Origin of the sequence: Bacillus sp. CGMCC 1.60114, assembly GCF_042676365.1 — a bacterium.
GTDB classification, from domain to species: Bacteria; Bacillota; Bacilli; order Bacillales; family Bacillaceae_G; genus Bacillus_A; species Bacillus_A rhizoplanae_A.
Window position 1 is genome coordinate 1 of sequence record NZ_JBHTHG010000025.1, and the last position, 14,034, is coordinate 14,034.

Annotated in this window: 12 protein-coding genes and 1 pseudogene; 4 read left to right on the forward strand and 9 right to left on the reverse strand. The window is 31.2% G+C overall.

Translation table 11 applies throughout. The features are described 5' to 3' along the window. Nucleotides 1–232: 232 nt before the first annotated feature. From ACFQZ1_RS08960 to ACFQZ1_RS08970, 3 genes are all read right to left on the reverse strand, one after another. Nucleotides 233–454: a hypothetical protein gene (locus tag ACFQZ1_RS08960; RefSeq protein ID WP_377881786.1), complete on the reverse strand. Its 222-nt coding sequence runs from the start codon at nt 452–454 to the stop codon at nt 233–235. 87 nt (nt 455–541) lie between these two features. Next, nucleotides 542–1,861, reverse strand: a complete 1,320-nt coding sequence (locus ACFQZ1_RS08965) for a relaxase/mobilization nuclease domain-containing protein (RefSeq protein ID WP_377881787.1) — start codon at nt 1,859–1,861, stop codon at nt 542–544. A gap of 17 nt (nt 1,862–1,878) precedes the next feature. Then, a complete protein-coding gene (locus ACFQZ1_RS08970) occupies nt 1,879–2,589 on the reverse strand; it encodes a hypothetical protein (RefSeq protein WP_377881788.1) in 711 nt (236 codons plus the stop codon). A 262-nt stretch (nt 2,590–2,851) separates the two neighbouring features. Between ACFQZ1_RS08970 and ACFQZ1_RS08975 the strand changes: the two genes are divergently transcribed. Further along, entirely contained in the window at nt 2,852–4,072 is a 1,221-nt protein-coding gene (locus ACFQZ1_RS08975) for a DUF3801 domain-containing protein (RefSeq protein ID WP_377881789.1), read from the forward strand. A 71-nt stretch (nt 4,073–4,143) separates the two neighbouring features. Beyond that, nucleotides 4,144–4,650 (forward strand): hypothetical protein, encoded by a 507-nt coding sequence (locus ACFQZ1_RS08980; protein ID WP_377881790.1) that lies wholly within the window; start codon nt 4,144–4,146, stop codon nt 4,648–4,650. Nucleotides 4,651–5,014: 364 nt separating this feature from the next. Here the strand turns inward: ACFQZ1_RS08980 and ACFQZ1_RS08985 are convergent, their stop codons facing one another. The 5 genes from ACFQZ1_RS08985 to ACFQZ1_RS09005 form a co-directional block, all read right to left on the reverse strand. Then, nucleotides 5,015–5,467: a hypothetical protein gene (locus ACFQZ1_RS08985; protein ID WP_377881791.1), complete on the reverse strand. Its 453-nt coding sequence runs from the start codon at nt 5,465–5,467 to the stop codon at nt 5,015–5,017. Then, complete coding sequence (locus tag ACFQZ1_RS08990) at nt 5,464–6,624, reverse strand: hypothetical protein (protein ID WP_377881792.1); 1,161 nt, start codon at nt 6,622–6,624, stop codon at nt 5,464–5,466. The genes ACFQZ1_RS08985 and ACFQZ1_RS08990 overlap by 4 nt, the downstream gene beginning before the upstream one ends. Before the next feature lie 639 nt (nt 6,625–7,263). Further along, nucleotides 7,264–7,803: a MerR family transcriptional regulator gene (locus tag ACFQZ1_RS08995; protein WP_377881793.1), complete on the reverse strand. Its 540-nt coding sequence runs from the start codon at nt 7,801–7,803 to the stop codon at nt 7,264–7,266. 747 nt (nt 7,804–8,550) lie between these two features. Next, the gene (locus tag ACFQZ1_RS09000) at nt 8,551–9,777 is read right to left on the reverse strand and encodes a hypothetical protein (protein WP_377881794.1); all 1,227 of its coding nucleotides are present in this window, start codon (nt 9,775–9,777) and stop codon (nt 8,551–8,553) included. A 677-nt stretch (nt 9,778–10,454) separates the two neighbouring features. Continuing rightward, complete coding sequence (locus tag ACFQZ1_RS09005) at nt 10,455–10,703, reverse strand: hypothetical protein (RefSeq protein ID WP_377881795.1); 249 nt, start codon at nt 10,701–10,703, stop codon at nt 10,455–10,457. Nucleotides 10,704–10,726: 23 nt separating this feature from the next. Between ACFQZ1_RS09005 and ACFQZ1_RS09010 the strand changes: the two are divergent. Together ACFQZ1_RS09010 and istB are read left to right on the forward strand one after the other, a co-directional pair. After that, a pseudogene (locus tag ACFQZ1_RS09010) lies at nt 10,727–11,245 on the forward strand (Tn3 family transposase); the annotation flags it as partial. A 33-nt stretch (nt 11,246–11,278) separates the two neighbouring features. Beyond that, nucleotides 11,279–11,887 carry an IS21-like element helper ATPase IstB gene (gene istB / locus ACFQZ1_RS09015; RefSeq protein ID WP_377881796.1) on the forward strand — a complete coding sequence of 203 codons (609 nt, stop codon included), beginning with the start codon at nt 11,279–11,281 and terminating at the stop codon, nt 11,885–11,887. 495 nt (nt 11,888–12,382) lie between these two features. Here istB and ACFQZ1_RS09020 read toward each other — a convergent pair whose 3' ends face one another. Next, entirely contained in the window at nt 12,383–13,543 is a 1,161-nt protein-coding gene (locus ACFQZ1_RS09020; RefSeq protein WP_377881797.1) for a hypothetical protein, read from the reverse strand. Nucleotides 13,544–14,034 lie beyond the last annotated feature (491 nt).

The following is a 14,034-nucleotide window of genomic DNA, read 5'->3' on the forward strand; positions in this document are numbered from 1 at the left end:
TTAAACATTTGAAGCAAAGTTTTTGAAGAATACAAGTAAGGGGTACTATACAACATTTGATATTGACTCATATATCTCACCATCCATATAGATTTCTAGGTTCTTTAGATACATATGAATCAGTTGTTATATTTTGAATTTGTACCATTAAAAACAATAAAAATAAGCTATTCCTTTTCACACGAATGTAAGGAATAGCTTTAAATCTTATTACATTAGAAAGACCTTGCTATTAGTAAAGGTAATAAGCAAGGTCACTCTCCTTTTTTACTAATTTTTTCAAGTATTCGTATCCTTCTCTTGTAATCAGTAACTCTCTACCTACCATTTTTACGCTACCCTTCAATAAAACATTTGAATGTCTCACCCACAAAAAATATATATATTTAGGGTTTTTACCTAACTTTATACTCGCTTCACGAGCCGCTAAAATCTCATTCCATATTGATAACAAAAATGCTCCACCTCCCAGCATTTTAATTTATTTATTCCATTTACACGGTACTATACAATATCCTATTTTTGATGTCCTCTAATTTTTTTATATTTCATTTTCTTTTTTACGTTGTTGCTGTCTGTGTTGCTCTTGTCTTTCTATTTCCACTTCTTTTTCTTTTCCTAAACTTCCATAAAGTAAATTTCGTTCTTTTGTCATGAATGACAACTTATAATGCAATTCAGCTTCATCAGTTATGTCATAATTCTTTTTGAGATAGTTCATATCACGCTTGGCAACATCATACTGTTTAAATTCATGATAATGTTCTTGTTTAAATGCCATTTTATTTTCGGCTTTTTTATACGCCACGATTAAAGGATGACTCTTTTTATAAGTTTGGAAACAACCCTTCATTTTCTTTAATCTAAAAATTTCATTATCAATACCTAAAAGTTGCTTTTCAAAGCTGTCAATTAATGCTTCTTTATTTGCTTCAATTTCATCGAGTTCCGAAAGTGAAACATTTAGTTTATATAGCTTAGAGCTTAATTCATTTAAGTAATTAATGTTTTGTTTAGTAGCCCATCTTTGAAGTCCCTTATTATTTTTAAATTTCTCTTGGGATTTATCTATCCATTGTCTGTTCATAATACTTGTTTTAATCGGTGAATAACCTTTGTTTTCTATTCTGTATTTAATAGAGGATTCAAGGTAATTAAACCCCATTGTTTTAGTCCGCATAAATTTCCCTGACTTCGGATTCTGAAACGATAGATATTTTCCTTGTTTATGCTCATATCCTTCTTTTTGCATTAAGCTTAAAAATTCATCAAATGAATTTGATTTTGATATATTTTTATCAATTATTTCTTCAAATTTTCCTTTGAAGGATTCCTTCTTTGATCTAGCTACATATTCGTTAAAAGCTAAATATTTTTTTCTTCCTTTTCTGCCCGCTTCGATTATCGACAAACCATATTTTTCAGAGATTTTATCATTTTCTAGACGTAATCTATCCAAAGAATTTGCACGCTTAGAATCGAACATTTTTAAGTTATTAAAATCAATATCATTGAAAATAATATGATTGTGTAAATTATCCGTTTCTGTATGTGTAATTACTGTATATTGATGATTACCTTTCAGATAATTATCAGCAAATTCTACTCCGTACTGATGAACTTGCTCTGGTGTTAAGTTGTCATCACTATCAAATGATTGAATTATCATTCTTGCACTCATGTTTTTATTACTATTATTCTTTTCATTGTAGTCAACTAAAACACTTTTAAAATCTCTCTCTATTGTTTCAATAGAACACTCATACGATGTAACTAATTCTTCATTTGTTTTATGCTCTTGCATACCGTAATTAATGAATGCCCCTAAATTCCTAACTTTTTGTATTTTAACAATAGACATTGTAATCAATCCTTTAATTAATAAATTTCATATTCATCTAAAATATCTTTCAGTTCAAACCAATCATCATCTGAAAAAACATTATCGAGTTTGGATAACTTAAATTTCAATTTCTGTGCAAAAATAAAAATGCTATCGGCCAATTTTATTAATTGGTCATCATCTAACTTATAGAGCGTATCTCCATATAAATATTGCCATACATATTCTGTTACTGTCTTATCTTGTTCGGGGGAATTTTCTATGCATTCTATAATATAAACAAAATCTTCTTTTATCTTTTCATACACTTCTTCTAATACTAATTTTTTTGGTATCTTGATTTGATTTTCCGATAATGATTTTATTAATTTTTCCTTCTGTTTTTTACTCAAGCTATCGCTATTAAACTTGGTTTTTAAATCAATTAATCGGTCATATTCTTTATTGATTAATTTTATGATTTTCTTCTGATTAATTTTCAAAAAATCAATATCATAATCAGTATAAATTCCATCTGTATTGATCCTTCTAATTAAGCTATTTATGTTCTTACCAATATAATTTATTTCTTTAGCTAAATCTCTATAAGCTTTCATATCCACTTCAAGTTTGAAATGTGATTTTGCTGAATCAATAACAAATGCTGAAGTTGACTTATATCCCATTTCTATAGCTTTATTTTTTATCATTTCTTTATCTTTTTCATCTAAAGTTATTTGCAAATATGTTTTATGAATAAACCCCATAATTTCACCACCATTTTTTAAAATTAATCGAGCGAAGCGACAACAAATAAATAAGTGATTTTGTCAAAAATCGCTTATTTATATTTGTAAAGGTCGTAGGAATCTCCTACCAAGTCAAAAACACCGTTTTGGGGGATTACCATGGTAATCCCATAGCTTGCCTTTATCTAAAATCCCAATATTTTCTTCTTGAAATTATATCATCTTTAGCCAATATATGGGATAATTTGGTTAAATAATTTATAAAGGGGATGATCTGGAAATGGTTTCTGTAGATGAACATACACAGGTCGCAATGGAAGTCGTAGCACAAACTTTAAAAATATCAGAGCAAGCTTTATTACGTGTTTTAGAAGCATTGACAAAGTTGCTGGAAAATAAAGAACAAGATCCAAAAGATTATGTTCTTGATGACAATACTAAAGTTGGAAAACAAAAAATTAGTGAGCTTATTAATAAGCATGAAAAAAATGGTGGCGTAGTTGCTTTAGATGAAAATTTAACAAAGCAACAATTACGCGATTATCAAAAAGAGTTAAAAAAATTAGGCGTGGATTTTTCTGTTGTAAGAAATGGGAAAGAGGATTATTCTTTCTTCTTTTCCGCAGCACAAGCAAATGTAATTGAAAAAGCATTAAAAAATGTTGTTGAAAGAAAAATAGCAGTTTTAGATAAAGAAGAAGTTAAAAAAGCTGAAAAAGATTTAAAAGAAACTCGTCAAAATTTAACACCAGAACAAGCTGAAAAAGTAAAAGAAATCTATGACGAAATTTCCTCATCAGAAAATAAAGAACCAAAAGAGAATAATATTAATTATGATCGTTTGTCAAAACAAGAAAAACTTCTTTATTCAAAATTAGAAGAACTTGACGAAATTAAAAGAAGTTTATACTCACAAGAAGTGCAGCGTGTTGAAAACCTTTTTGCAAACCGTTATAAACAAGATGTAGAAAAAGAACCTAAGTTAACGAAACAAGATAATAATAAAGAGAAAGAATCTAAAAAAGAAAAAACTAAAGTTGAAACAAATTCTAAAGATGCTAAAGAACAAGTTAAAAATATGCTGAATTCATTGGGTAACGATGAACAGAAATTAATGGTTCAATATATAAAAGTTATGTCTGAAGGATTAGATAATCAGTTTGCAGATAAAAGCACAGATAAAGAATCAAATAAATTTAAAGAGATGCTGAAAAATTTTACTCCTGAACAAATTGAAAAAGTGACTGCTGTTGTTAACCAAAATGTTTCTTCTGTGTCATATTCAACCGAAAATAAAGATGGAAAAATTCATGCCAATAATTTTCAAAGTATTCTTGCAGATATAAAGAAAGAACGTGCCAAAGAAAATGGAAAAGAGAATCCCAAGCAAAAGAAAGTTGAATTTTCACTGAATGGCGTTAAAGAACTTGATACAAAAATCAAAAAAGAACCAAAAGAAATATCGAAAGATAAACACCAGAAACAATCAATTAGTCGATAGAAATTTAAAAGGATGGATATTCTTATTATCTATCCTTTTTTTTAAATATCATAAAGAAAGGAATGTTCATTATGGATAGAGGGATAGATGAGACTTCATATAGAATATTATGCGAATTTGAAAAAAGTTTCCTTGAAGATTTTAAGGAAAAAGATGATGGAAGTATAGAATTTACTTTATTTGATTTAAAAGATAATGAAAGAGGATTTCCTTCTCAATCAATCACATATATTTCCTTCAAAGATTTATTTGAGGAACAATATAAAGATTCATTTTTAACAAGTATTGAATCTTTAGATTTGAAAGAATTAGATAACAAATTAGGGGCTAGCACATTAGATACCATAATGGCTAGAGATCCAATCATTCGTATTCGCTATGAAGAAATTAAAAAAGAACGGGATTTAGATAATGATGGAACGCCTGACCGCGTAGATATAGACGATACAAAAAATTCTATTCAAACTGTTGGAGATTTGGACAAAGTAAAAAACTCAACAAATAAAGAAACACAAGAGGATAATGAAGATAAGAAAAAGAATAAAACAAAGCAAAAAAGTCATGATATGGAGCTATAAAAGAGCGACTATCTATGGATATTATAAAGTTTATTCTTAGGCTAATTTTAAAGCTATTGATGTTTACAATTACAATTTCATTCGCAGTCATGAAATTTGTGATTATGTTTGCTTTAATGCTATTTACACTCGGAGCTTTTGTATCAAATGACTATTATCGAAGAAGGTTATGAAGGTGAGCACAGAATCTCAAAAATAAAATAACAATTCTGAAGAAAAAAATAGCGGTTCATCTGAAGATGAACCAGAAAATTCTAATATATTATCTAGCGCCCAAGTCTTTCAAATATCATCATAAAATAAATATAAAAACCTTCTTACTGATACATTAAACAGCAAGAAGGTTTTTATTTAAACTTGCAAATCAGTCACCAAATATCGCACTCTCATCAACATTATCTAAATAATTATCATCTTTTTGTTTTTGTTCAATTGAATCAGATTCTTTGTGTTCTTTTGATACGTTTACTTTGTTCTCTATCTTCTCACTGGACCTTACAGTTCCTTCTGGAACGGTTTCATTTTCATTAACAGTTGGTACGTTATTATTTAGCTTAATACTATTTACATTTGCCTTTTCTAATAAAGCAGCAATGTCTTGATAAAACTCTTCTTTCATGAAGAGATCTCTTTGCATTTGCTTTGATACTTCATAGTCTGTTACATCGTTTATTCCGTACTGATCTACAAAATGTAAAACCAGTGTAATTAACGATTCAGATATGTTTGATTGTTTATCGAGCCAGTCATGAAATTTAGGGTTTGTTTCTTTTTTAAAATTCCAGTTATACTGTTCTCGTCGTTTCTGTTTACTCATTTCTTGGCCACCTTAGAAACTAGTTTATCGCTTAAAATTTCCATTCCTCTAACGTTCATTTCAGTTGCATACTTTTCAGGAATCCAAAGTAATTGCATGTCGTTTACTTTACAAAATTCTAATGCTTTTCTATATAAATCATCTTTTAATGCAATTGATCCTCCACCATAAACCGCAAGGACTTCGGCTTTACTAGCCGTTTTATAAATGTATGACTTTTCGATATCATTATAAATTCCTTGAGCTTGAATGTAGCGTGTATCTTCCAAGAATTCTACAGCCTTATCATGTTTTTTATCAGTGGAATCCGTAAGTAATTCACTAAATTGTTGGCGATTAATATCTACACCGCCCTCATATTCCTCTTGTAGCAGCTTAATTGCTCCTTCTATCGCATGACCAATTCCTCTTTTTTCTCCCCAACATGCGTCTGGAACAGGGTTTAAACCATCAGAATAAATGTACTCAGATGTCCCATCTCCAACATCAGCATGTAAAATTTTCTTATTTTTAAAGTATTGGCCATCTATATTTTCTAATTCATATAGCTCACAGAAATCTGTGAACATATCAGAATTCCCTTCGAAAATCGCATATAAAGCCGGAACACCCTCACGAGTTACCTTTACAATTTCAAATGCAATTTGTACTGTTACTTTTTCTTCCCCTACATATACGATCACAAGGTGCTCATTATCCTTAAAACGGCTTTCAAGAAAACGAGCTTTAGATGGTTCATATTCGGAAGCCGGAATTGCTAAGATGAGTGATGCTGGTATTTCCATGTTTTTTGGCAATTCTCCTACTTCATTATAAATTGTTTGTACCGCTTTAGTTGCCATAACAGATAGAACATTGATTACTGGTAGATCTCGCTTATGTTTATCTCCTAATTCAATGTCCAAGGCATCTGGTTTGCCATTAGAGTGTGCAGCACGATATCCTACATAGAATTTCCCATCACGCTCAATCGCATCACTTGTTACATGAACACAAATTTCATCCATCAAATTTGTTACACTATGTTGCAAACTTCCCTCTTTATTTTTCACACGACCAAATACACGCTTATTTACATTTTGTTGTTTGACTAACTCACCATTAATCATCATTTTCAATTCACTATTTCCAATATCAGCAACCGTTCTCATTATCATATTCAAAAACCACCTTTTTTATATGTTTTTTATTCCTTTTTTATATCTTAATTACATTATAAACCTTCTTAGGTAGAATCACAATACAAAATACTCTTATTTTATATAAATTTTATATATTTTTTATATTAATTTAATGCAGAATTTTATGATTGCGTTAGAAGTATATTTCTAGTGCTTTTTCAACGCGCATTAAATATAAATAATCTATGAAAATAATACAAAAAATGAACCTAAAACATTAAACTCAAGATTTTTAATTTATTTTATATAAAAAATAATACATCTTTTATATGAAATTCATAGAAAAATAACATCGTAGGACTGCAAGTACGAGTTATGAATGGAAAGTGGATGTTGAGAAGGAAGAGGGCGAGAATATTAATTTTACAAACCTCAAAAACAAAGAACCCTAAATGCAATTCATCTAGGGCTCTTTATCTAAAAGCTTTTATTACCGCAATTAAACAGTAGAGGAATACACATGGCATCTGTCCATGGTACCGGACTGAGTGTTCTTTGCGAAGGAGGATAAGGAATTGACAGATTCACTCCACCAAAACGCTTGAACCTATTACAAATAGGTTCAAAGGTCTTCCCAACCCCTTCTAAGCTTGGAAGGGGTTGGGGATGGTTGGTTCACTTCCAGAATTGCCACCATCGCTTCTTTTTTTGTTTCTGTTGTTTAGATTCTAATACTTCTCGCAATGTTTGCAGCAACAATTCATCTCGTTTTTTTATGCTTTCATCGACATATTTTCGTAGTTCTTCCATTTCCTTTTTTAACGCAGCAATTTCATTTGCCGCGCTAATAGGAGGGGAGGTGTCCTCAGTTTGTTTAACTTGTTTACGTTGTTTGTCTACGTTGTCCATTGTGTCCTCAACGTTGTTTACATTGTTTGAGATGTTTACAACGTTGTTGTGGACGTTTAAAACATTTAAAACACATTCAGGAATTGTTCCAAAACCCTGTTCATGCAACTCGATCATTTGTTTAAATAGCTCTACATCATGCGTAGAATACAATATTCGGCCATTCTTTTTTGTAAATTGATGTCCTAGACGTCTGAAATGACCTGTATACGTTCGCAATGTACTTGGGGAGATGTTTAATGTGTTTGCAATGTCCGAACTGTTTAATGGACGTTGTAAACGTCCTAAAGGTATGACTTGACTCATACAATCAACTCCTAATATGAGATTTAAAGATTAGGTGAGTTGCTGTAGCATTTCTAGGAAGTTTAAGAAAATCCTTGTGCTTCCCTAAAAGAAGTCAAACTTCCCTAAAGATTGCACATGTATTTACAAGGCTCTACAAAATGTGTTTTGATCCAAGTATATTCTGTTTTAATGTAGCCTGTATTTTTAAAAAAATTATATTAATCACTGTACATAAATATAGTCTTCTTATTTCTTAATTTTATAAATTCACATAGAGATTTAATAAAAGTTTTATTTAATTAATAATTCATTTTTAATGTATAAATTTAATTTAAAGTATAGTAATCAATTTTTTATATAAAAATTAAACATAAAAAAATATAAAGTACAAATAACTATATAGAGAAACTTCAAACTTACCAATCCCTTGGGGCTCTAAGAGTTGGAGAATCATCTGAAAACTTGAATCGAAATACTAACTTATTCATAAGTACAAGTACAAATTATCCATATTTAAACAAGATTAATAACAACATATTAAGTTTCACACAACTAATGCATTGAATTACTAAGAAATTCACAAGTTTCCAACCGTATTTTAGAATATGAGGACATAAAAAACAGTAGGCACAAAAAGTTGAACCTACTGTTTCTCTTAAATTATGAGGATGAAGAAAGGCTTGATATTAAAACATTGCATGACAAATAGCCCTGTCATAATTGATTTTTTTGAACAAGGCTTATAATCTATTTATTTTTTAAAAATCAGGTCAGACGAAGACTGTCTGGTACATTAATCTTATTCTCAACTAGTTTAACGAGTATTTCATGTCGTGTTGTATCATCTAAGTAAGCATCACGCCATGAAACTAGTGATTCGCGGAGTTTTGCTCGTACAAATCCACCGATTGTCTTTATCTTCTCTGTTGCTAATAAACTTTCGAATTGGTCCATTGCATATGTCATTGCATATGTCATTAAACCATCACGGAGTTTTTTATCTTTAATGAAAGCAGCAATCTTTGATATTTCATTTTTAAACGCTACAGTAATGTCTCTACGATCTTTATTTGCTAAAGCAATACCCGCTGATTTAAAACGAGCCATTGCTTCTTTTCGCATTTTAGCTTCAGTTTGTCTGGTCTCAACTTGGTCATTTTCAATCACACATTCAGGATTCATACTAACTGTAAATTGAGTAATAACAATTTGCTGGATTTTTTCACGTATACGGGTTATTCGATTACGTGGATTTCGAACTTTCTGTACAACAGCATCAAATTTAAAAAGTGGTGAGATAATTTCTATGTAGTTACGCACCTTTTTTGCATTTCTTCCTAAACGCTCTTTTAAGCTGTCCATGTTACGAGGTAACGTGTATTTTTCAATAGAATCGTTACTCTTAAATTTAAGCTCACGAGTGAAATTATTACATAGGTTTAAAAGTTCAATGATGCCTTTACTGTCACGATGAGAAACTAATTCTTTCAAAATAGAAGTCTCTAACAATAGATTAGGAAGTCGAAAGTATGAGAGTCCACCGTCTTGATCTTTAGATTCTCTTGCTGTACGATTTAACTTTTCATAATTGCAAATTACATACACTGGAATCCCGTTAATAAAAATCTCTCTAACAAGTCCAGAGCGAAGTAAAGCTTGAAAGCCTGTATGAATGGTTGTATAGGGAATATCCGATTCATTCGCAATATCGGATAACTTGAAATCACGTGGAAGTTGCCCTAAATCATTTACTTTATAGTGAAGTAAAATATAAGTGGCCAATGCTGATGAAGGCAAAGCATATTCTCCAAGTTCATGATTTTTGAGTAAATATTGATTAATCTCATCAAAAAACTTTGGCCCATGCATGAGGAATTTTTGTTGTGTTTTTTTCTTTTTACTAAATTTCATGTTTGTTTGGAATGTTTCTGAACCAATCTGGATGTTATTACTCAGATCAGCAGCTGTTACATTTTCGTAACTTGTTGCCATAGAAAAAACCTCCTATTTTTTCCACCGCAAATAAGCGAGAAAAATAGAGGTTTTATATTCACATTGTATGTACCGTATGATATAATTTTAACATCAAGTATGATATTAGAGAAAAACACATACAATTATATTGTGAATTAAAACCCTATCTTGAGGAGTTTTAAATTGGTTCCGGTCGCCAAACTAGAAGCCAATTTAAAACTGTGCGGTGGGGTTTTATTTTTTTATTTCGAAACTTCGGAAAAGTTATCGTTTCTAAATAAGCTATTTTTATTTTACAATTGTCTTTGGATAATATCAACACTATACAAAGAGAACTCTTTACAGGTTTACTTATATTTTGCTAAACTTATAGCATATAATGTAAACAACAAAGATTTTCTTTGTGTTCATACCAGACGCTTTATTCCCAAAACTTTGGTCGGTTGGGGGAATAAGGCGTTTTCCATTTTTTCGTACTTTTATTTGACTTTTATTTTACCTTTATTATCTTTCGAAAGCCAGTATCGTTTGGGATTTTTGTCAATTCAGCAAAATTCGATAATGAATGATTATCTATATAGTATAAGGTTCGACAAATTTAGGGGAGAACCCAAAAGTTACCCCTTCCCAGATTAAAGATAAAATGGTAAAATTTATAACCTGTTATAAAAAATAGTTCTTTATCGGTGTTTATATCATTTTTTTGTGATTTTTTCATCCATTACTTTATACTCAACTTCTCGCTCATTTTTCGGAGAAAGTAAAACCTCTTTTTTTTCTTCATAGTTCATTTTTGGTTCCTCCTTTTTATTTTCAAAATATCCAGCAACTAAATCTTTAATTTCTGAAGGTTTCATAAAATCAGTAAGTCTATCCAACATATTTTTCATTTCATATTGCAACTGTTCTTGATAAACTCCACTATTTTCATAAGTATCGAGCATTTGATTTAAAACGGCTCTAAATTTATGAGGATGTTTTGCGATTAGCTCATTCTATAAGGGAAGGAACAGTTTCAGCATCGCTTATTATGGGGAAACTAAGGTCTTATTCAAGACAAAACAGCTTGGCTACAGCCTTACGTGAGATGGACCGAATAGAAAAAACGATCTTTATTTTAAATTATATTTCAGATGAATCATTAAGAAGAGAGATACAAAAAGGATTGAATAAAGGAGAAGCGATGAATGGGCTTGCAAGAGCTATTTTCTTCGGAAAACAAGGCGAGCTTAGGGAACGAACCATACAGCATCAATTGCAAAGAGCCAGTGCCTTAAATATAATCATCAATGCCATCAGTATCTGGAATACTTTACATCTAACAAAAGCAGTTGAATATCAAAAAAGGTCAGGTAGTTTTAATGAAGAATTATTGCACCATATGTCACCCCTAGGTTGGGAACATATTAATTTGCTAGGAGAATACCATTTTAATTCGGAGAAAATGGTCTCATTAGATTCTTTAAGACCACTAAAACTTTCTTAACGTTGTTAAAAACGGGGGAATCGTCTTGAAAATGTGCTTAGCGTTGTAAATCCGCATTTTCCTGACGCTACCCCTTATACCAAAACGATTCATGATTTTGACTATACTTTTCAGCCTAGCGTGAGTGAGCAGCGAGTAAAAGAGACATTGACTTGCCGGTATATCGCAAACGGGGAAAATAGGATTCTTCTTGGACCGCCAGGTGTAGGTAAAACTCATTTAGCTGTATCCTTTGCCGTAGAGGCCCTTACTCAAGGGTATACAGCCTTATTTTTAACAGCTGATGAAGTAGTGACTGAATGCCGAAAGGCAGACTCTAAAGGCTCTATCAATCGGTTAGTAAACAAGTGGAGCCGTCCAGATTTACTCATTATGGATGAAGTGGGGTATTTCCCTTTTGACGAACTTACAGCAAACATCTTTTTTCAGGTAGTATCTAAACGATATGAAAAAGGTGCCATGATCCTTACATCCAACAAATCATTTATCGAGTGGGGAAAAATGTTTGGGGATGATGTATTAGCTACTGCGATTTTAGATCGCCTGTTGCATCACTCCGTCATTTTTAATATCAAAGGGGAATCTTATCGTTTGAAAGAAAAGAAAAAGGCTGGATTTTTACCTGCCAATGTAACTCAGTAACCGATTTGTATGGGGATTTTTATTCCGATGAAATTTTGGAAAAACAAACCGATGTTGACACTATTATGATATTTACTTTTACTTAGACTTCTTTTTTATATAATTAATACATATTTATTAGTACATTAATAAATAATTTAAGATATTAAAAACATTGTAAAAACTAAAATTGGGAAATCTATTGTCACTACTGGTTTTCAGTAATTTTTGATTCTTCTTTTCTTTTGGTTATCCCCTCCATTTATTAAACTTACTCACAAGAGAAATTTTCAAGGAGGCTTATTTTTCACCTAGATGTTTGAAATATTTGGAGTATTATTATGATTATTTCTCCTATTATTTGATTTTTTTCGTTAAAATGAAAATCATTATCAATTATATGAGGATTAAGAGAAAGAGTACGTAATATAAAAGAAGAAATTTTCTTAAAGTAGAGGAGGGAAATACTCAGAAAGAGGAATTGTCTAAAAAAGAGCATGGGAAAGCAGGATACAATCAAGCGGTAATTTTCGCCTGATAGTACCCATTTACAATTTTTCGGATATATGTATGTAGACTGGATTCCATTTGGCTTAATATTGTATGGAATGATTCAACATTTTCTAAAGCACTCTTATGTAGGTCTAGTTTGACTGCATTTAATGCTTTTTCTACAAGATTTAAACCAAATTCATGAACCAATGCATGAATGTCATCTTTCTTTATGTCATAGCGTCCATAGGATTTAAAGAATGATTCAAATTTATAAAACAGATGCTCACCCATAATTTTTTCCATAAATCTTTGCTGTTTACTATCGCGTGAACCGGTTAGATTTATGGACATAATGAAACCATCTTTAATCTTATCAACGATGGATTTTTTAGGTTGTTTCTCTATGAAGAATTCTCTTACACATTCATGTTTCTCTAAGATTTCAACATGGAAAATTTGGTTTAATTGCGCTGCCATTTTTTTAATTGCAGCTTTATATCCAATATAGTTAGGCAGTACATGCTTAATCTCAGAGTAGGACAATAATGCTTCAGTATCCTTTTTCACATTCACATCTTTCTCATATGCAAATAATGCTCGTAATCCCATGCGTAAAACATTTACGTTTTTAATTTCAAATAGTAAATACATAACCTCATCAGAGATAGAGGTATATCCACTTTTAGAAGTGTATGAGTCAAGCTCACCTTCAAAGGATTCCTGATGTGCCGGGTGTTCAGTAGAGAGGGATGGAGTCTCATCAGCAGTTGTTTCTTTCTCTTTTTTATATAAATCCAAGAAGTTTTCAAGGTAATTGCTAAGATTGACCTGAATGTACTCTCCCCATAGGCGATCCCACTGAATAATTCCATGCTGCTCTAACAGTTTATTATTGTTTTGAATGGTACGAACAGAGCACTGAATCGAAGTTGCCAGTTCCTGCTCAGAAAGCAACGAAATATAGCCCTGACTATTACATTTAGAAACATAGGCAAGTACCTGTTTCATTAAAGAAGCCGTCCATTTAATCTCCAAAAAGTTTTGAGCTAAACCGAGTGCATGTTTCTCATAGTAATAACGACCATCATCTTGTTTTGTTTTACGATTTAAGCCACTCATACAAGCTAGGAGTTTATTCGCTACGAGAATATGTCGCTTCATAGTCATTTTTCGTTGCTTCATGTTGTACCCTCCTTTCATCCGACACATTTATATGTTTAAAGTATAGACAGTGAAGAAATATCTGTAAAATCGCATTTTAGTACGGAAGAATGGTGCACTTTTCGTTAAAATCCTTACGTATCAAGGGTTCAAGGGAGAATGATTAACTATGACACTTTGGTACGGAAGAATGGTGCACTTTTGCATTTTGGTATGGAGAAGTAGTGCAAAAATCACGATTTTTAAAAGCATTACTCATAAAATAGATAAAAAGCTATGTGGAAGCACGAAGAGATGTAAAAAATTTTTAATTAATTTTTGTTGTGAGTGGCATTTTAGTACGGAAAAGTGGTGCAAAAATACATTTTAGTACGGAAAAATGGTGCAAAAGTACATTCTGGTACGGAGAAATGGTGCAAAAACAGCTGGATTTTCTATTTTTGTTCACAAAAAGTTCATAATTGCATGAGGATAAAATTTTATCTTTTTAGGATAAAGAGTTATTTTTACAC